Source organism: Paraburkholderia sp. JPY419 (assembly GCF_050435705.1).
Taxonomy (GTDB): domain Bacteria; phylum Pseudomonadota; class Gammaproteobacteria; order Burkholderiales; family Burkholderiaceae; genus Paraburkholderia; species Paraburkholderia youngii.
In genome coordinates this window covers 1,384,655-1,403,487 of sequence record NZ_JBNDKV010000004.1, presented here as the reverse complement: position 1 = coordinate 1,403,487, position 18,833 = coordinate 1,384,655, and the positions used below count along the sequence as shown (strand labels likewise).

Sequence of the window (18,833 nt, the reverse complement as noted above, 5' to 3'; positions counted from 1 at the left end):
AAATTCATCTACTGAGGAATCACGGTGATCATCGACATTCACGGCCACTACACCACCGCGCCCAAAGCGTTGGAGGCGTGGCGTAACCGCCAGATCGCAGGCATCAAGAGTCCGTCCGAGATGCCGGCGGTGTCGGAATTGCAGATCAGCGACGACGAGCTGCGCGAGTCGATCGAAAACAACCAGTTGAAACTGATGCGCGAGCGTGGCCTCGATCTGACGATCTTCAGTCCGCGTGCGAGCTTCATGGCGCATCACATCGGTGACTTCGAAGTCTCCAGCACGTGGACCGCGATCTGCAATGAACTGTGCTATCGCGTGAGCCAGCTGTTTCCCGCGAACTTCGTGCCGGCCGCGATGCTGCCGCAAAGTCCGGGTGTCGATCCGGCCACCTGTATTCCTGAACTCGTCAAATGCGTCGAGCAGTACGGCAATGTCGCGATCAACCTGAATCCCGATCCGTCGGGCGGCCACTGGACCAGCCCGCCGCTGTCGGACCGCTCGTGGTACCCGATCTACGAGAAGATGGTCGAGTACGACATTCCCGCGATGATTCACGTGAGCACGAGCTGCAATGCGTGCTTCCACACCACCGGTTCGCACTACCTGAATGCGGATACCACCGCGTTCATGCAATGTCTGACCTCGGACCTGTTCCGTGATTTCCCGACGCTGCGGTTCGTGATTCCGCACGGCGGCGGCGCGGTGCCGTATCACTGGGGTCGTTTCCGCGGCCTCGCGCAGGAAATGAAGAAGCCGTTGCTGAAGGACCATCTGCTGAACAACGTGTTTTTCGACACCTGTGTCTATCATCAGCCGGGCATCGATCTGCTCACGCGCGTGATTCCCTTGGACAACATCCTGTTCGCGAGCGAGATGATCGGCGCGGTGCGCGGCATCGATCCCGAAACCGGCCACTATTTCGATGACACGAAGCGCTACGTTGAAGCCGCGGATATGAACCCGGAGCAGCGCTACAAGATCTACGAAGGCAACGCGCGGCGCGTCTATCCGCGTCTCGATGCCTTGCTGAAAACGAAGGGGCTGTAATCATGTATGAAATCGGAGTCGTGTATCGCAACATCCAGCGCGCGGATGCGGACGTGGCCGCGAAACTCGGCGCGCTCGGTTCGGCCACCGTGCATGAAGCCATGGGCCGCACGGGCTTGCTCCAGCCGTATATGCGTCCGATCTATACCGGCGCGGGCGCGAGCGGCACGGCCGTCACGGTGCTGCTGCAACCGGGCGACAACTGGATGCTACACGTCGCGGCCGAACAGATCCGGCCGGGCGACGTCGTCGTCGCGGGTGTCACCGCGGAGAGCACCGACGGCTACTTCGGCGATCTGCTCGCAACCAGCTTCCAGGCGCGCGGCGCGCATGCGCTGATCATCGACGCCGGTGTGCGCGACGTAGGCGTGCTGACCGAAATGAACTTCCCGGTCTGGAGCAAGGCGATTTCCGCGAAGGGCACGGTCAAGGCGACGCTCGGCTCGGTGAACATTCCGGTCGTGTGTGCGGGCGCACTGGTCACGCCGGGCGACGTCGTCGTTGCCGATGACGACGGCGTGGTCGTGGTGCCGGCGGCCGCCGCGCAAGTGGTGCTCGACAAGGCCGCGGCGCGCGAGGCGAACGAAGCCGAGAAGCGCGCGAAACTCGCCTCCGGTGTGCTGGGTCTCGATATGTACAACATGCGCGGGCCGCTCGAGCAGGCTGGACTGCGTTACAAGGACTGACAGGCGTGGTCGCAGAGATCAATGGTCAAGCCGTGCGCGCGCCGATCACCGGCATTTCGTCGATGGCCACGCGCCAGGTGCTCGCCGAACTCGCCGCGTCGTACGAGCGGCGCACCGGGCAGGGCGTCACGATCGAATCGGTCGGCGGCGTCGATGCGGCGCGCCGGGTCGAGGATGACGAAGTCTTCGATATCGTCGTGCTCGCAGCAGACGCGATCGAGCGGCTCGTGGTGACGGGTTGCGTCGAAGCGGCGAGCCGCGTCGGGCTCGCGCGCTCGGGCATCGCGGTCGCGGTCGCGGCCGGAGCGACACATCCGGACATCGCGACCGAAGCGGCGATGCGCGACGCGATTCTCGGTGCGCGCAGCATCGGTTACTCGACGGGGCCGAGCGGCACGCATCTGCTGAAGCTGTTCGAACGCTGGGGCATTGCCGGGCAGATCGCTTCGCGTATCGTGAAGGCGCCGCCGGGTGTGCCGGTCGGCACGCTCGTCGCGCGCGGAGAAGTCGCGCTCGGCTTTCAGCAAATGAGCGAATTGATTCACGTACCCGGTATCGACGTGCTCGGCGAGCTTCCTGCCGCCATCCAGTCCACCACGACTTTCACCGCCGCGATCTGCACGGCGGCGCGCCACCGGGAAGCGGCGCAGGCGTTGCTGACGTTTCTGGTCTCGCGCGAGGCCGACGGCGCAAAGCTGCAAAACGGCATGTCGCCGGCTTGATGGGGAGCGGCGCTCGGCGCCCCGGCTCGATGGTGGAATCCAAACGCCGCGAATGAAAGCGGATTCAAGCCATCAGCTTGCCCCACTCGTAATCGATACTGTCCGGCGTGAAGGGCAGCACCCCTGCACCGGGCGTAAATGTCAGTTCGCCGAAATAAACGCGCTCGTCCGGCGCGTACAGGTCCACTCGCACATAGTCGAAGTCTTCGCACAGACGGACCGCGATATCGAGCACGGCATCCAGATTCGGCGGGCGCGGACCTGGTGCCGCACTGCGCTTGTAGTCGCCGATTGCGATATCGAGGTGATTCCAGTCGACGTCGTACACGTCGCCGTGCGTCGCGGTGCCGAACCGGTCGGAGATCACGAGGATATAGATGATCGGCCCCCCAGGCCGACCGCCGAAGCAGTGCATCTTGAGATCCGCCGGAATCTGGCCGCGCTGATCGAGCAGCAGCTTCTCGAAGAAGACGCGAGGCTCGATCGACCGATAGTGCCGCTCGCGCCCAACGTAATAGAATTCGGTGCGCAACCACTGGTCGGCAAGCTTCTTCAGCTTGTCGAACGAGGTCTCCGATTTGTTTCTCACCACTTCGACGAAGCTGCTGCCGTGATTGGCTTTCATTACGAAAGCATCGGGCAGCGCGTCGAACACTTCGGGCGTGAATACATCGGGCGCTGCGATCAGCGGTATCAAATGCTTGTCACCGATCTTCCGGGCAATATAGTCCCGCACCAGCAGCTTGTCGGTCAGCTCGATATAGCGAGGATCAGGGTGAAGATTGCGCTGCAGGATCTTCTCATTGAACGTCACTGGACGAATCAGATTAGGATAACGGCCAGTGCGTTTGTGATGTAACAGGCTTAGGAAAAGGGCATCCGGCAATAAGGTTTTCGCCGCTTCCTTGATCTTTCTCACGGTAGATGGCGCTTGCCCTTGCGCGAAATGCGCGCCTGCGCGCAGGCCCGGCATCTCACAGCGCGCAGCCACGGCACTGTCAACGGATTGTAGGGAGGCCATGTTTTCCGGCGCGACGGCCGCGTCCTCCGCGGCCAGTTCGGCGGTTTTGATGATCGTCATGTTCTTATCCCTTTTGCGGTCGAGCCGACGAGTCGTGCTCGGAGTAACAGGGAATTGAAATCAAAGCGTCAGCGGCGCTTGCCGCAACATCTCGGTCGCGGCACTCCAGCTTTCCTCCGGTGTCAGCCAGCGTTCTTCCGCGTCCACATGCTGTTGCGCGCGGAATTGCGTCGGCGACATGCCATAGCGCTCCTTGAATAGCCGGCCGAGCCGATTACCGTCGCCCATTCCGCAGCGACGCGCGATCTTATCGACCGGCAAATCGGTGTTCTTCAGCATCGAGCGAACGATCTCGAAGCGTGTGCGCAGCAGATATTCGAGTGGCGTCATGCCGAACTCGCATTTGAAACGGCGCTGAAAGTTGCGCTTGCTCATCGCCACCGACTCGGCCGCCTGGGCAACCGAAATAGCCTTGCTGTAGTTCTCCTTGATCCAGCGCGCCGATTCGCGAATCTTCTCGGTCGTCGTCGTGATATTGACGTCGTCGAGCTCCGAACGTCTATTCTCGGCGTAGCCGGTTTGCAGGATGCGGCCGATTTTGCGGGCCGTGTCGGTATTGATGTCGCGTTCGATCTGCGCGAGCGCGAGATCGGTCGGCGTCACATTGCTTTGCGTGCGCGCGGCATCACCGCTGTCGTCGAACAGAAAAATCGGCACGATCGATTGCAGCGGATCGTTGCAGACGACCGCGAGATTCGCACCCTGTTGCATGCCGAAAGATGCGATCGATCCTTGCAGTGAGATCCACGACAGAAACCGATCGTTGGATTCCGCCACTTCGCTGACGTCGCGGCAGGCCACGAAGAACGCGTGGAAATCCGCGAGGCAATAGCGTTCGAGGCCTTGCGTCCAGATCGATATGCCCGAAGAACTGGTCACCAGACCACCGCCATCGGATACCACGGTAAACCGGTATGGCGCCTCTTCGCCAGCCGTTCTCTTGAACTCATTGGCAAGCCGGAACGCGTCGCCGATCGCGCCGGTACTTGCCATCGAACAATCCTGAAAGACGAATAGACCAATGTGCTTCATCACGCCAGCTTCTCCAGACAGGAAAATCTACGCATTGAGATTAGCGCATCGAATTCTGTCAGACGAGCTTGGCCGGCATGCGCGGGTGTTTTGGCGTAATCGTCAGGATTCGAGAAATTCTTACCTCACTATTCGCTAAATTGCGTGCTACTAATTAACGTTGGGCGGAATTTTTTTCCAGCACGATTAGCGCGATTTTTGCAGGCGAGAAGCCAGGGCATCGGCGGAATGCGCCGAGCAGCGTGGATTCGGCACGATTTGCGGGATATCAACGGCATTCTTTGCACACCAACCGCCCATTTGGCGTTCTGGCGCGATGTTCGGCGGCTATCGTATAACTCTGTTACAGCAATTGCAGATCGCAACAAGGCTTTCCAGCTTCTGTTTCATTTGTAAAAGGCTCCGCATTATCGGCCAATAGCACCTTACTTTGGGCCGCCTGCGAATGCCCCGATCCTTTGCGGACTATGCTTCACCGCAACATCGAGAGAGAAATTGTCAATCGCGGATTACGTGAATGGCGGGCACCGCATTCGCTGATTCGTGAGAAGAACAATCGGCAATGCCGCGGTGGATAAGCAATAGGTGTGTAGCCTTCCGTGGTTCGAGAGGTCCCGAACACGGCTCCCCGACCTAACCCGACACAGCACGTCGCTTCGCCGTGCTGCCAGCCAATCCAGGGTCCATCCGGCCGGCGGCATAAATAGCGACGTGGCGACGCAGAGCGATTGCCGATCGCTTTGTTTCATCAACCTGCAAGGATCAGACCGGTGGATTACTATCCGCAAAACTCGCTCTATCCCGCTGTTGATACCGAGCGCAGACAACTCAGTGCCAGCGGGATGCTTACGCTAATGCGTGACCACATCTGGGAGATCGTGGTGACGACGGTCGTCGTCCTCACGCTCGCGGTCGCGTATCTTCTGATTGCCACCCCCATCTATTCCGCTGACGTAATCGTTCGTGTGGACCCGCCCGAGCCGAATGCGCTCGGACTTGCGTTGCAGAACCAGGAACTGTTGCCGCCTCCGACGCCGTCGTCGGTAACGGAAATGGCGGTGATGGAAAGCCGGTCGGTTTTGCAGCCGGTAATCGACCAGTTCCGTTTCGACATTTCGGTAAAGCCGCACAAGCTTCCGGTGCTCGGCGACATCGCCGAAAAATTTGCTACACCGGGACAGCCTTCGGCGCCGTGGCTCGGCCTGAAATCGTATGCATGGGGCGGTGAGCGCGTGCAGATCGCGGCGCTCGACGTGCCGCGCGAACTCGAGGAAGAGAAGCTGACCTTGACCGCGCTCGACAATGGCGGCTTCGAATTGCACGGCCCGTCCGGCGAATTGCTGGCGAGTGGCACGGTCGGCATGCCGGTCAAGCAGAACGGCGTGTCGATGCTCGTGAAGGAACTCGCTGCGCGGCCCGGCACGAAATTCGAAGTGATCCGCTGGAATGAGCTCGATGCGATCAAGCGCTTCGAGAGTCTGATCAAGATCGGCGACAAGGTGAAAGACTCGGGGTTGCTGCAAATCCAGTACCGCGACAAGAGTCCGGACAAAGCCGCTGCGGTCGCCAATGCATTGGGACAGCAATACCTCGCCTCCGCGGTGGCGAGCCGACAATCGAACGACACACAGACGCTCGCGTTCATTAACGGCGAACTCCCGCGTCTACTCGCCGATCTGCGAAAAGCCGAGGAAGCGCTGAAGAGCTTCCGCTCGAACTCGCAATCGATGCAGCCGACCAACGAGGCGCAAGCCTATTTGCAGGGCGGCCTCGATCTCGACAAGCAGATCGCGACGTTGCAATTGCAGCGCACGCAAATGCTCGAGCGCTATACGCCGCAGAGCCGCTGGGTGCAGAACATCGACGAGCAACTGGCGCAATTGAAAGAAGCGAAAGCGAAATTCTCCGACCATTTCAACGGCATGCCGGCGTCGGAGCGCGAGAGCGTCGATCTGATCCGCGCGCAGAAGGTGGCTGAAACGGTGTATCTCGGCATGGTCCAGAAGGCTGAGCAATTGCAGGTGCGCCGCGCCAGCACGACGGGCGGTGCGCATATTCTCGATCCGGCGATGAGACCGCATATGCCGGTCATGCCGCAGCCGATTCTCGTGCTCGGCGGCGGATTGGTGCTCGGTCTCGTGTCCGGCGTCGTGTTGGTCTTCATGCGCCGTCACGTGATGATCGGCGTGACTGACCCGCGCTACGTCGAGCGCCAGATGAGCGTGCCGGTGTTTGGCGAGATTCTGTTCAGCCATCAGCAAGTGCTGCTCGATCGCGATGCGACCGCAGGCCGAAAATCTCTGCCGCCAGCGACCGGGCGTGCCCATCCGCCGTTGCAGAAGAGTCTGCACGAGATTCAGCTCGATAAGGGCATTCCGAACAGGATTCTCGCCGCGCGCTTTCCACACGACGCGTCGGTCGAAGCGCTGCGCAGCGTACGGACCGCCGTCACGCGCGATCTCGCGCACGCACGCAACAACATCGTCATGGTCATCGGCCCCACGCCGTCCGCCGGCAAGAGCTTCGTCGCCGCGAATCTGGCGATCCTGCACGCGGAAGTCGGTCAGCGTGTGGTGCTGATCGATGCCGATATGCGGCGTGGCCATCTCGCCTCCCTGTTCAACGAGAGTAATCGTGGAGGCCTATCCGAAGTGCTGTCCGAACGCTTGCCATTGCGCAATGCGTTGCGCTCCACCCGCATCGACGGATTGACGTTCCTGTCGTGCGGCGTGCGCCCGGAGAATCCCGCCGCGCTGCTGATGAAGCCGCGCCTGAAGGATGTTCTTGAGCGGCTGTCGAGCCAGTTCGATCTGGTGATCATCGATACGCCGCCTTTCCTCGCGGTCACCGACGCCTCGATCGTCGCGAACGAGGCGGGCGCATCCCTGCTCGTGCTGCGCTCTGGTATGCAGAGCGAGGACGAGATCGCCGACACGATCAGAAAGGTGGAACGCGCGGAAGGGCGCATCGCGGGCGCGGTGTTCAACGGCATACCGCTGCGTCGAAGCACGAAGAATTACGGCTACGAAACGAACTATGCCAGCGATTTCGGCGAAAACGACGCCGGGCAGCAAGCGCCGCGAGGCGCCTGAGCGTGTGGGGACCTCAACGCGGTAACGCGCGTTCGCGATGGCGTAAAACGGAGAACCAGATGGCCTTTGCAATCAACGGAAAGTTTACTTCGCAGTCCATCACGGGGGTTCAACGCGTGGCGTATGAGCTGACGAGGGCCATGCAGATGCGTGCCGCGCCCGGTGACGAACCTGAATTGTTCGTGCCACAAAATGCAGTCGAGCCCGGGGCGCTGCTCAGACCGCAGCGGCGCTTTCCGTGGCTGCGTGGCACGTTGTGGGAGCAGATCACGCTGCCGATCGCTGCTCGCGGGATCACGCTGCTCAGTCTGTGCAATACGAATCCGCTGTTCAAGCACAGTCAGGTCGTGATGGTTCACGACATGGCCGTCTTCGACGTGCCGCAAGGCTTTTCGAGGAAATTCCGGCTCTGGTATCGCATCGTCTTCACGCTATTGCCGCGCACGCATCCGATCGTTCTGACGGTGTCGACGTATTCGAAAATGCGGATCTGCCATCACCTGAAGATCGACGAATCGCGTGTGAAAGTGGTGGCGCCCGGCGCGGATCATCTCGACCGGATCGTGGCCGACCCGTCGGTGCTGCAACGGCTCGAATTGAACAAGGACGCGTATTGCGTGATCGTCGGCAGTCTCGACCCGCGCAAGAATCTGCGCGGCGTGCTGGACGCAATCGCGCGGCTCGGGCATCTGCGCGACGTGAAATTCGTCATCGTGGGAAAACAGTATCCGCGCATCTTCAGCAGTGCAGGCGTCGAGTATCCGCTGCAGTCGCGGCAGGTGGTGTGGGCCGGATTCGTGTCCGACGAGGAGCTGAAGGGGCTCTACGAGAACGCTGGATGCCTCGTGTTTCCGTCGTTGTACGAAGGCTTCGGCCTGCCGCCTCTGGAAGCGATGTATTGCGGCTGTCCGGTGATCGCGTCGGCGCGTACGTCGATACCGGAAGCGTGCGGGAATGCCGCGATGTACTGCGACGCGGCCTCCGCGGACGACATCGCCGCAAAGATCGAGCAGATGATGAGCGACGCCGATCTTCGCCAGCAATACCGCAGCGCTGGGCTGCTGCATGCGCGCGAGTTTCGCTGGGAGCGCGCGGCGCAACAGGTGCTCGAAATCCTCGATGTAAAGACCGGCGAGCGGCTGCGTGAACTGGCACCGCGCGCGTCAGCGAGCTAGCGTGGATGGGCACGAACATGGATCGCATGAAGACCCGTGCTGGCAGAAGACGTGCGTTGCGCACACTCGCCGCGTTGGCGGCGGGCGCGGCCGCGCCATTGTCGGATATCAGGCCCGCTCTCGCGTTGGTACAGGACCCTGCGCACGCGCGCGCGCGCGGCCGCATGATGAGCGATCTGATCGGCGTGAACGGCTGGGCCGGATCGGTTGCCGACATCGAGATGTGGCGAGCGATGGGCATCAGCTGGGGTCGCGACTCGGTCGGCCCGGGTCAACCTGATCGGCGCGGCGAGCCGATGCGCATCGACAAAACCAGCTCGGCGTACGATGTCGACCTGCCGTCCAGACTGTTGCGAAATGAACGCAATGGAATCGGTTCGCTGCTGATGCTCGGCTTTACGCCGAGATGGAATGCGAGCGTGCCGGGCGAAAACAATTCGGCACCCGTCGACGTGGATGCATGGAAGCAGTACGTCGACGCGGTGGTCCGCAAGTATTCGGCGCCGCCTTATAACCTGCGCTATTTCCAGATCTGGAACGAGGCGGCTGGAAAATTGTCCGGCGGCTTGCAGCAGTCGGTGTTCTGGCGCGGCCCGGGGTTCAGCAAGGACGAAAAACGCTCGAAACCGTATGAACGCGCGATGCAGGATTACGTCGAGCGGGTTCATATTCCGGCCGCCCGCATCATTCGCAGTTATGGCGCGTACGTGGTGTATGGCGGCTGGCCCGACCAGGGCGGCCTCGATAACTTCTACCGCTGGCTCGAATATCGCAGTCCGGAATTGAAAGAGCGCATGCTCGATTGGGTCGACTACATAGACACGCACTATTTGCCGGTCGCCGACATGGAACCGCTGTACCAGAGGTACGTGAAGAACGGTCCCGCGCGCGGCATCTGGCAAACCGAGATCGGCAACGAGTACATCAAAGACCCGCACTATTTGCCGCGCTATTTCTTCGACTTCGCGGTGTGGGCGCTCGGGAGGAATTGGGACGATCCGAACAAGTACGTCTCGATGATCTATCACTGGGAGGGCTATGAACCGTATCGTCTCACGCACCCCGGTCCGCCTGAACGAACCTACAACGTTTCCGGTCGAAGCTTGGTCGTGTTGCGACAAACCGTGGGTGGGCATCTGGCGAGTTTTTCGAAACCGCTGCAATGCGGTCCGGGTGTTGCCGCAAATGCTTTGGTTTCCGGCAACGACCTGGTGATGCAGGTGAGCAGCAGCGCGGGCTGGCAGAACATTTCCATCGGCGGGCTGCAGGCGCTGCGCTCGCATGCGATAAAGGCCGATTTCATCGACGCGGTGAGTGGCGAGGCGAGCGTACCGGACAACGTTGCATTGAGTTGGGACAACGATTTGATGAACGTGCGATTCAAGGTACCCGACAAGGTGAATGGTGCTGGTAACAATCCGCCCAAACATCTGGCTTATCTGGTGGTTCGGAGTGCGGCGCAGGCAGTGGCATAGCGAGATTTCGCGAACTTTACGGCCGCCGGGAGCCGGCGGACCGAACCTGATGGATAGCGTTGACACATCATGAAACAGGTCACCATTGCGATTTGCAATTACAACTACGAGCACTATCTGGCGGCGGCGATCGACTCGGCGCTCGCGCAGGACTATCCGGCGACCACGGTCATGATCGTCGACGATGGATCGACCGACGGGTCACGCGCGATCATCGAAGGCTACGGCGACCGCGTCGTGTCGGTGTGCAAGAAAAATGGCGGACAGGTGTCCGCCTACAACTATGCAATCGCGTCGCTCACCACCGAGTTTGTGATCTTTCTCGATTCGGATGACGTGCTGTACCCATCCGCAGTCACCGAGGTCATGCGCTTTTTCCGGAGCGGCGAGTGGGCAAAGGTGCAATTCCGCCTCGACGTGATGGACAGCAATGGAGAGTTGACGGGTGCCTACGTGCCGAATAGCGAGCCGCCCCCCGACTGCAGCATTCTGTTGCGCGGCGGTTGGCTCTATCCGTCGCCGCCCGCGTCTGGCAACGCTTACCGGGTGAGTGCGCTCAAGCAGATCTTCCCCGTCCCCGAAGAGGGCGTGAATCGCTATGGCGCGGACTTTTACGCGATCTATGGCGTCGCGCTGACTGGACCGATCGCGACCTTGTCGAAGTCGCTAGGCGGCTACCGTGTGCATAACGCGGGCAGTGAAACGGTGTCGTTCGCAAACTCGGAACAACTGACGAAAGCGCCGCGGGCGTTCAACATGCGCTGGGCCATTCTGCGCAATATTGCAAAAGACCGCCTCGACATTGAATTGCCGGCCACATTTCTCGATTTTTCACACGAGAAAGCGACATTCTGCTCTTCCGTTTATCGCGCGACGTTTTTCAGGCGTTGGCACTGGATGCTCCGCGATTCGCGCAGCTATCTGCACACGATCATTGCAAACCCGTTTTGGAGCCTGAAGAAGAAGCTCGGCACCCTCGTACTGTCGAGCCTGTGTCTCGTGCCGTACTCGCCGCTGTCCGATTTCGCGGTGCGTTATATCGCGAACCCGCTTGCGCGCCGTCGCGTCGCAGGACGCTAGGCGAAGGAGGACGGCATGGATAGACGAACGAGCACCAACCTGATCGTATTTGTGTACGCCGGCTATTTCATGAGGTACGTGTACCTCATGATCGTGGTGCCGTTCTATGGCAGGGTGCTTGGCGTGGCCGAATACGGGCGGGTACTCGCGTCGATGTCGCTGATGAACGTGATATGGATGTTCGTCGGCTTCGGCTTCACCTTCGTCGGCATGCGCGAGGTGGCGAAAGCGCAGTCGACCCAGGAATGCAATGCGATCTATTCGCTGCATGTCAGCGCGCGGCTGGCACTCGCCGTGATTGGCGCGGGCATAGGCATCGTTGCGACGTTCTGCTCACCGTTGTTGGCGGAGCAGCCTCTGATCGGCATGCTCGCAACCCTGCTAGGCATCGTGTCGGCGTGCAATCTGGGCTGGCTATTTCAGGGGCGGCAGCAGATTCGCACGCCGATCATAATCGAAGTGTTCGGCTTTGCGCTGAGTCTCGTGTTGGTGCTGGCGCTCGTCAGAGGACCGAACGACGCCGTATGGGTGTTGGCGAGCCTGCTGATTGCGGGCGCCGTGTCCTTGGCCATTGCCTACGGTTTGACGACGTGGCAGCTCGGTTGGCCGCGTCTGGCGTTTTCCGGCGTCCTGCCGCTCATACGCAGGTCGACGATGCTGTTCTGCTATTCGTCCGGCTCCGTCGTGCTGACGGCGTCGTCGACGTATTTGCTGACCTTGTTCTCCACCCCCGCTGAGGTCGGCTATTTCGGCGCGGCCGAGCGTTTCGCGACGATCGGTCTGAGCCTGATGGCCCCCGCGGCGCAGGTCTTTATTCCGACGATAACCCGGCAACTCGCGCAGGGCGACAAGGCGGGCGCGCATGTAACGACACGGCGCGGCGCCCTATTGCTGCTCGGCTATGGCGTGCTAGTGCTGTGCGGCGCGTTGACGCTTTCGCCTTTCGTGTTGCCGCTGATTCTCGGCGCCGCGTTCGAGCCGAGTGTGCACGTATTGCAGGTATTTGCATGGATGTTCCCGTTCGCGGCCTTCAATGAGTTCGTGGCGTTCTATGTATTCGTACCGCGCAGGAAAGACCGGGTACTCGCAATTGCCGGCGTCGCCTCGGCGCTGGTCAATCTCGCGGCGGCGCTCATTCTCGCGCCGCGTTTCGGCGCGATTGGCATGGCCTCTGCTCGGGTGATCGGCGAAGCCGCGCAGTCGGTGACGCTGCTCAGCGTGCTGATTCGTCTCGAACTGATCGGGCTATTACCCGGCGCCGAGCGGGCGCTCGCGCGGGTGCGGGTGGTGTGTGGGCTTCGTACCCAGGCGGGCGGCGCAAAAGACGATTGAAGTGGCCCGTGGGTGTGCGGGAGTTTGGTTGGATTGTCACAGGAGGTCGAAGTGAAAGTCGCTATTGTTCACGATTGGCTGGTAGTGTCCGGCGGCGCCGAGAAAGTATTGAAGAACATCATCGAGTGCTTCCCGGATGCGGACGTCTTTTCGATTGTCGATTTTCTCGAAGACCGCGATTGCGTGAAGGGGAAGTCCGTCAATACGTCCTTCATCCAGAAGATGCCATTTGCGCGAAGACGATACCGCGCCTATTTGCCGTTGATGCCGATTGCTATCGAGCAGGTGGATCTGTCCGGCTACGATCTCGTCATTTCGAGCTCCCACGCGGTTGCCAAAGGCGTGTTGACCGGGCCGAACCAGGTGCACATCAGCTACATTCATTCGCCGATCCGCTATGCGTGGGATCTGCAACATCAGTACCTGCGCGAATCCCATCTCGACAGGGGACTGCGCTCCGCGTTGGCGCGAGTGCTGCTTCATTACATTCGCGGCTGGGATTCGCGTTCTGCGAACGGCGTCGATCATCTGGTTGCTAATTCCCAGTTCATTGCACGGCGAATCAGAAAGGCCTATCAGCGTGAAGCGACCGTGATCTATCCGCCTGTCGATCTGGCGAATATGTCCATTGGTACGGAGAAAGAGGATTTCTACGTAACGGCGTCTCGGATGGTGCCTTATAAGCGTATTGATCTGATCGTTCAGGCTTTTTCGCAAACGCCCGAGCGCAAGCTGGTCGTGATCGGCGACGGTCCCGATATGAAGAAAATCAAAGCGGTGGCCGGCGACAACGTCAAGATCCTCGGGCATCAGCCGTCCGACGTGCTGGTCGATCATTTGCGGCGCGCGCGTGCATTCGTGTTCGCGGCGGAAGAGGATTTCGGCATTTCCGTGGTCGAAGCGCAGGCATGCGGTACACCGGTGATTGCGTTCGGCCGCGGCGGCGCGCTTGAATCGGTGGTGGGATTGCCGCTCGAGCGGCCCACCGGGGTCTTCTTCGGCGAGCAAAGCACCGCGTCCTTGCTCGAAGCCGTTACCCGTTTCGAGAGCAACGCCGCCTTATTCGATGCACGTGTGTGCCGCAAGAATGCCGAGCGTTTTTCGTCTGAGAACTTCAAGAAGGCGCTGATGGGCTTCGTCGATGCCCGGCTCCCCTATGCGTGCGTCGAGCAGTTCCTTCCCTATGCGCCGAGTCAGTCGCTGCCGGCCGAAGAACGTCATCTTGCCGACGTTGCGCCGTGAGTCGGGCGCCGGGGCACGGGCTGTGTAGCTCGCGCACCCACGACGCCCGCCTTGCGCGCACCGCGCGGGCCGGGCCTGAATGCAGTGGCCGCCAGCGGACGCGCGGCTAGCAGCAGCGAGATTACAAGAGAAAGAATCAATACATTCGACGGCGTGACCAGCCGATGTTCGGTTGCCGACATCACCAGCAGGCATACCGACGAAATCTCGACGAAGCGGAACGCCGCGAAGTGGCGGCCCCCCTCGACCAACGCGGCATACGCCGCCCCCTGCTTGCTCCATTCCACCAGTTTCCAGAAGAACGCGAGGATCAGCGTCAAGCCCACGACGCCGAGCTCGGCGAGGATATTCAGGTACGAGTTGTGAGCGTGCGAGTCGCTGTGCTCGATCACGATGTCGGACGGTACCGCGAACAGATGGAAGTACGAGGTGAGGCTGCCGATATGGTCGTCGAACGAGCCGAAGCCGAGACCGACGAGCGGGCTTTGCACGAAATACGCGAGCGCTCGTGGCCATAGCCACTCGTAGCGGATGTTGAGGTTGTTGACCTTTGCGTCGTTGGCGTGAATCGCGAACGTATAGCCCATGTAGTCGACGTTCGGCTGCGTATGGTAGATCGCGATGGCGGCCGAGGCGATCAGCAGCACGGCGATCAGCGTACCGAGAATCCAGCGCTTGCGGCCAAAGTACAGGTAGGGCAGAACGGCCACCGCGCCGAGCAGCGAGCCGCGGCTATAGGTCGAAAACAGCATCAGCGTAGTGCAGAACAGCAGCGCGATTATCAGCTTGCTGCGTTTTTGCAGGTAGCACGCTACGCCGAGACAGAACAGCATTGCCAGGAAGCCGCCGGCCGCGTTACGGGCAATGAAGTAGCTGCCGAAGGTGTCGTCAGGGTGAATGAAGATGCTGAACAGCCCGTTCGTGGCGATGTAGTACGCGTACATTGGCAGGTTGATGACGACTGCGAAGATGAACAACGAACGCAGCACCTTGTTCAGATCCCAGCGGTGCGCATATACGCAGCCGGCAAAAATGGGCAGATAGGAGATGAAGAAATTGCCGTCGCGCCGATAGAAGTCGAATTCGAGGAACGACTGCGGATCATAGAGCAACGTCGAGATGATCGCGAGCACCGTGAAAGCGGTAAGCGGCGTGATGAACGCGGGATAAGTGCGGCCGTAAAAGCGCCATGCCAGCAATAGCAGCGGGACGAAGCCGATCGCACTGAGGGGCACGAAGTTCGTGACCGTCATAAAAAGTGCGAGTAGCGAAAGATAGGCCATTGCAGCTCCAGAAAAACGGATGGCGCGCCGGTTGGGGGTTGTGCCCATGCGCTGGATGATGGCGAGATTGGGAACAGCGAAAGACTTACAGTGTGGCCGTGCGGGATCACACAGCTGTTTGTCTTTGACAGGAATGCCACGGGACGTTCATTAAACGGTAGCACGTGTCGCTGCTTATTTCCATCGTGCGCACTGCAATAGAAGTGCAAGCTCGTTCGCAAGCTTGCGAAATCCGGTCCCCGAGCGCCGCCAAAACTTCCGCGCTTCGCGCCAGATGCCCTGTGTCGCAAGGCGCTCTCACTATGATGAATCCATCGGGGCACGACGTCGACCAGATCCGATGTACGTCGTTGCCACATTCGTTCTTTCGTTTTCAAATCGTTTTCCGGTCGTCGTTGTCGAGCAGACCACTGCGATTCGGCCAGTCAGTTTCTGTACTTCCAGCTCGCGCCGGATTTGTCGTCGGCGCGTGCCTCTATCACTGTGAACTGAACTACTGGTTTGGTCCGTTTGACGCGGACGCCCTGTCGATAAATCACATCAGACGGTATTTGCGTGGATCGCGGCACACCGCGTTGTTCGGTGTCGTCCAGGAAGACGCGTTCCCGAGCCGGTTTCAATGCGAAGGAGTTTGCGATGGGTAAGGTTACCGCGGCAGCAGCCGCAGCGGATGTCGAAACGATGCGACAGGACGCCGCCGAGTCGGAGTTCCCGACGCTCGTGCAGGTGATTCTCGCCGGTGGTTCCGGCACCCGGTTGTGGCCGGTGTCGCGCGAACAGTTTCCCAAGCAATTGATCGACGTGATCGGTAAGCAGACTTTGCTGCAAGCGACCATGGGGCGCATGGCGGGCTTCGATGCGGCATGGAACGTCGCGGCCGATCCGGTGATCGTCTGCGGCACCGAGCATTATTTCGCGACTTACGAACAGGCGCGCGAGATCGGCGTGAACGCGCGGATCGTGGTCGAGCCCGCGCGTCGCGATACGGCGCCGGCACTGACGCTTGCCGCGCTGACGGCATGCACGGAAGACGAAGACGCGATCCTCGTCGCGATGCCAGCCGACCATGCGATCGCGAATCTGGACGCGCTGCATCACTCGCTCGACATCGCCGCAACGCATGCGCGCAACGGCGCGATCGTCACGCTAGGCGTGCCGCCCGAACGGGCCGATACGGGCTTCGGTTACATCCGGCTCGGCGATGCATTGCCCGACGGCGCGCGTCGCATCGAGCGCTTCGTGGAGAAGCCCGCGGCGGAACTCGCGGCCCAGTACGTCGCGTCGGGCAATTACTGGTGGAATAGCGGCATCTTCGTCGTGCGGGCGTCGGTGTGGCTTTCGGTCATCCAGCAGTTTCAGCCGGACATGCACACGGCCTGCATTCAGGCGTATCGCGACGCGAAGAAGACTGAAGAATGCATCATGCCGGACGCCGACGGGTTTCTCGGTTCGCCGTCCGACTCGATCGACTATGCGGTGATGGAACAGCTAGGCAAACCTGAGTCGGCGTTTTCGGGCGTAGTGGTGCCGCTCGAAGCGGGGTGGTCCGATCTCGGCTCGTGGGATGCCGTGTGGCAAGCGATGGAGAAGGACGAGTGCGGTAACGCGGCCAGCGGCCGCGTGCTGTTCGAAGGGTCCACCGCGACCTACGCACGCTCGCAAGGAGGCAGGCTTCTCGCTTGCGTCGGCACCGACAACATGATCGTGATCGAAACCGACGACGCGGTGCTCGTCGCGGATCGCTCGCATGTGCAGGACATCAAGGGACTCGTGTCGCGGATCAGGGCCGAGAAGTCACCGGAAGCCGATGCTCACAGAAAAGTCCGTCGCCCGTGGGGTTTCTATGACTCGATCGATCATGGCGAGCGCTTTCAGGTGAAGCGCATCGTCGTGATGCCGGGCGGCCGTCTGTCGTTGCAGATGCATCATCATCGCGCCGAGCATTGGGTGGTGGTGTGCGGCACCGCGCTCGTCACGCGTGGAGAAGAGCAGTTTCTCCTCGGCGAAAACGAATCGACCTACATCCCGCTGGGTGTTCGCCATCGGCTCGAAAATCCGGGCCGCGTACCGCTGCAGATCATCGAAGTACAGTCCGGCACTTATCTCGGCGAAGACGACATCGTGCGTTTCGACGACAAGTACGGGCGTTGTGGCTGATGCGACGAAGTCGACCTGATACGTCCTATGAGGGGGCTGTGATGCGATTGCTGACTGGTCTGCTGGCGAGAGCGTTCGACGTCGCGATGATCGTGGCTGGGGCCTTCGCGGCCTCACAGGTGCGCTTCGACGGCGGCTCGCAACGGAGCTTCTATTTCGCGTTCGTCGCATTTGCCGCGGCGTTTGCTCTTGCGGTCTTTCCGGCGCTCGGCGTATACCAGTCCTGGCGGGGCCGCTCGAAAAGAGTGCTGGCGAGCCAGGTGGCGCTCGGCTGGCTCGTCGTGCAGGCGTGCGCGATGGTGCTGATGTTTTCGCTGCACCGGATCGACATCGTGTCGCGGCTCTGGTTCGTGTACTGGACCGGCATTTCGGGCGCCGCGATGATGTCCGGCCGGCTGGTCACGCATGCGCTGCTCGGCCGCATGCGCCATGCGGGGATGAACTTGCAGCAGGTCGCGGTGGCGGCGTGCGGCGATCATTGTGACGAGATCATTCGCAAGATCGAGACCTCGCCCGCTGCCGGCTTTCGCGCGAATGCGTTGTATAACCTGCACCCCGACTGTTGCGTGCCGCCGCACCCGTCGGTGCAGATGTTCGAAGAACAGTCCGCGTTCGCTCGCTACGTGCGCGAGCAGCAGATCGGCGAAGTGTGGCTGGCACTGCCGCTCTCCGAGGAGCGCGCGATTCTCAGCCTGGTGGCGGAGTTTCGCAACGACCTGATCAATGTGCGCTTCATGCCCGACGTGCGCTCGCTTGCGCTGTTCGAAGGCAGCATGACCGAGTTGCTCGGCTTGCCGACGATCAATCTCGCCGCGTCGCCGCTGCCGCCCAACGCGTTGGTGCAGAAAGACCTGTTCGACCGTCTGTTCGCGCTGGTCGCTTTGATCGCGATCTCGCCGATCCTGCTGGGCTGCGCGATAGCGGTCAAACTGAGTTCGCGCGGGCCGGTGTTCTTCAAGCAGCGCCGCAAAGGCGCCGACGGCCGAGTATTTACGATCTACAAGTTCCGCACGATGCGCTTGCACGAGCAGAAGCCGGGCATTCTCGAACAGGCGACGCGCGGCGATCCACGCATCACCAGCGTCGGTGCGTTCCTGCGCCGCACGAGTCTCGACGAACTGCCGCAGTTCTTCAACGTGCTGCGCGGCGATATGTCGGTGGTAGGGCCGCGTCCGCATGCGCTCGAACATGACGATCTCTATCAGAACATCGTGTCGGGCTATATTCAGCGTTATCGGATCAAACCCGGCATTACCGGCTGGGCGCAGATCAACGGATATCGCGGCGAGACCGATCGCCTCGAAAAAATGGAAGGCCGTGTTGCACACGATCTGTACTACCTGCGCAACTGGTCATTCTGGCTCGACATGAAGATCATTCTGGCCACGATTTTCAAGGGGCTTCATCATCCAAACGCGTACTAAGC

Annotated in this window: 14 protein-coding genes; 11 read left to right on the top strand and 3 right to left on the bottom strand. The window is 60.8% G+C overall.

Going from position 1 to position 18,833, the window contains the following annotated elements:
* Positions 1-24 precede the first annotated feature (24 nt).
* From QFZ91_RS34930 to QFZ91_RS34920, 3 genes are read left to right on the top strand one after another with little or no spacing between them, the layout of a single operon-like run.
* Positions 25-1,050 carry an amidohydrolase family protein gene (locus QFZ91_RS34930; RefSeq protein ID WP_429570023.1) on the top strand — a complete coding sequence of 342 codons (1,026 nt, stop codon included), beginning with the start codon at positions 25-27 and terminating at the stop codon, positions 1,048-1,050.
* 2 nt (positions 1,051-1,052) lie between these two features.
* A complete protein-coding gene (gene ligK, locus QFZ91_RS34925) occupies positions 1,053-1,736 on the top strand; it encodes a 4-carboxy-4-hydroxy-2-oxoadipate aldolase/oxaloacetate decarboxylase (protein ID WP_429570022.1) in 684 nt (227 codons plus the stop codon).
* Positions 1,737-1,741: 5 nt separating this feature from the next.
* Positions 1,742-2,458 carry a substrate-binding domain-containing protein gene (locus tag QFZ91_RS34920; RefSeq protein WP_429570021.1) on the top strand — a complete coding sequence of 239 codons (717 nt, stop codon included), beginning with the start codon at positions 1,742-1,744 and terminating at the stop codon, positions 2,456-2,458.
* A gap of 64 nt (positions 2,459-2,522) precedes the next feature.
* Here QFZ91_RS34920 and QFZ91_RS34915 read toward each other — a convergent pair whose 3' ends face one another.
* Both QFZ91_RS34915 and QFZ91_RS34910 read right to left on the bottom strand, forming a co-directional pair.
* Positions 2,523-3,539: an ATP-grasp fold amidoligase family protein gene (locus tag QFZ91_RS34915; protein WP_429570020.1), complete on the bottom strand. Its 1,017-nt coding sequence runs from the start codon at positions 3,537-3,539 to the stop codon at positions 2,523-2,525.
* 60 nt (positions 3,540-3,599) lie between these two features.
* Positions 3,600-4,532 carry a helix-turn-helix domain-containing protein gene (locus tag QFZ91_RS34910; RefSeq protein ID WP_176379635.1) on the bottom strand — a complete coding sequence of 311 codons (933 nt, stop codon included), beginning with the start codon at positions 4,530-4,532 and terminating at the stop codon, positions 3,600-3,602.
* Between the two features lie 881 nt (positions 4,533-5,413).
* Here QFZ91_RS34910 and QFZ91_RS34905 point away from each other — a divergent pair.
* The 6 genes from QFZ91_RS34905 (at position 5,414) to QFZ91_RS34880 (ending at position 13,967) form a co-directional block, all read left to right on the top strand.
* Positions 5,414-7,663 carry a polysaccharide biosynthesis tyrosine autokinase gene (locus QFZ91_RS34905; protein ID WP_429570948.1) on the top strand — a complete coding sequence of 750 codons (2,250 nt, stop codon included), beginning with the start codon at positions 5,414-5,416 and terminating at the stop codon, positions 7,661-7,663.
* 59 nt (positions 7,664-7,722) lie between these two features.
* Positions 7,723-8,838 (top strand): glycosyltransferase family 4 protein, encoded by a 1,116-nt coding sequence (locus QFZ91_RS34900; RefSeq protein ID WP_429570019.1) that lies wholly within the window; start codon positions 7,723-7,725, stop codon positions 8,836-8,838.
* Positions 8,839-8,843: 5 nt separating this feature from the next.
* Positions 8,844-10,313: a hypothetical protein gene (locus QFZ91_RS34895; protein WP_429570018.1), complete on the top strand. Its 1,470-nt coding sequence runs from the start codon at positions 8,844-8,846 to the stop codon at positions 10,311-10,313.
* A gap of 69 nt (positions 10,314-10,382) precedes the next feature.
* Entirely contained in the window at positions 10,383-11,393 is a 1,011-nt protein-coding gene (locus tag QFZ91_RS34890; protein WP_429570017.1) for a glycosyltransferase family 2 protein, read from the top strand.
* A gap of 15 nt (positions 11,394-11,408) precedes the next feature.
* Positions 11,409-12,725 (top strand): lipopolysaccharide biosynthesis protein, encoded by a 1,317-nt coding sequence (locus QFZ91_RS34885; RefSeq protein ID WP_176379630.1) that lies wholly within the window; start codon positions 11,409-11,411, stop codon positions 12,723-12,725.
* A 51-nt stretch (positions 12,726-12,776) separates the two neighbouring features.
* Positions 12,777-13,967, top strand: a complete 1,191-nt coding sequence (locus QFZ91_RS34880) for a glycosyltransferase family 4 protein (RefSeq protein ID WP_176379629.1) — start codon at positions 12,777-12,779, stop codon at positions 13,965-13,967.
* Here the strand turns inward: QFZ91_RS34880 and QFZ91_RS34875 are convergent.
* Complete coding sequence (locus QFZ91_RS34875) at positions 13,943-15,250, bottom strand: O-antigen ligase family protein (RefSeq protein ID WP_429570016.1); 1,308 nt, start codon at positions 15,248-15,250, stop codon at positions 13,943-13,945. The two genes, QFZ91_RS34880 and QFZ91_RS34875, sit on opposite strands and share 25 nt — an antisense overlap.
* A 636-nt stretch (positions 15,251-15,886) precedes the next feature.
* On the opposite strand from QFZ91_RS34875, the gene QFZ91_RS34870 reads away from it, so the two are divergent.
* Entirely contained in the window at positions 15,887-17,407 is a 1,521-nt protein-coding gene (locus QFZ91_RS34870) for a mannose-1-phosphate guanylyltransferase/mannose-6-phosphate isomerase (RefSeq protein WP_429570015.1), read from the top strand.
* Positions 17,408-17,448: 41 nt separating this feature from the next.
* Positions 17,449-18,831 (top strand): undecaprenyl-phosphate glucose phosphotransferase, encoded by a 1,383-nt coding sequence (locus QFZ91_RS34865; RefSeq protein WP_429570014.1) that lies wholly within the window; start codon positions 17,449-17,451, stop codon positions 18,829-18,831.
* The last annotated feature ends 2 nt before the right edge of the window (positions 18,832-18,833 follow it).

What these genes read in the sequence shown, in the direction of transcription:
- QFZ91_RS34900 (WP_429570019.1), top strand. Translation starts at nt 7,723, where the DNA reads ATGGCCTTTGCAATCAACGGAAAGTTTACTTCGCAGTCCATCACGGGG.
- QFZ91_RS34910 (WP_176379635.1), bottom strand. Translation starts at nt 4,532, where the DNA reads ATGGCAAGTACCGGCGCGATCGGCGACGCGTTCCGGCTTGCCAATGAG.
- QFZ91_RS34865 (WP_429570014.1), top strand. Translation starts at nt 17,449, where the DNA reads ATGCGATTGCTGACTGGTCTGCTGGCGAGAGCGTTCGACGTCGCGATG.
- QFZ91_RS34870 (WP_429570015.1), top strand. Translation starts at nt 15,887, where the DNA reads ATGGGTAAGGTTACCGCGGCAGCAGCCGCAGCGGATGTCGAAACGATG.
- QFZ91_RS34885 (WP_176379630.1), top strand. Translation starts at nt 11,409, where the DNA reads ATGGATAGACGAACGAGCACCAACCTGATCGTATTTGTGTACGCCGGC.
- QFZ91_RS34875 (WP_429570016.1), bottom strand. Translation starts at nt 15,250, where the DNA reads ATGGCCTATCTTTCGCTACTCGCACTTTTTATGACGGTCACGAACTTC.
- ligK (WP_429570022.1), top strand. Translation starts at nt 1,053, where the DNA reads ATGTATGAAATCGGAGTCGTGTATCGCAACATCCAGCGCGCGGATGCG.
- QFZ91_RS34905 (WP_429570948.1), top strand. Translation starts at nt 5,414, where the DNA reads ATGCTTACGCTAATGCGTGACCACATCTGGGAGATCGTGGTGACGACG.
- QFZ91_RS34895 (WP_429570018.1), top strand. Translation starts at nt 8,844, where the DNA reads ATGGGCACGAACATGGATCGCATGAAGACCCGTGCTGGCAGAAGACGT.
- QFZ91_RS34890 (WP_429570017.1), top strand. Translation starts at nt 10,383, where the DNA reads ATGAAACAGGTCACCATTGCGATTTGCAATTACAACTACGAGCACTAT.
- QFZ91_RS34915 (WP_429570020.1), bottom strand. Translation starts at nt 3,539, where the DNA reads ATGACGATCATCAAAACCGCCGAACTGGCCGCGGAGGACGCGGCCGTC.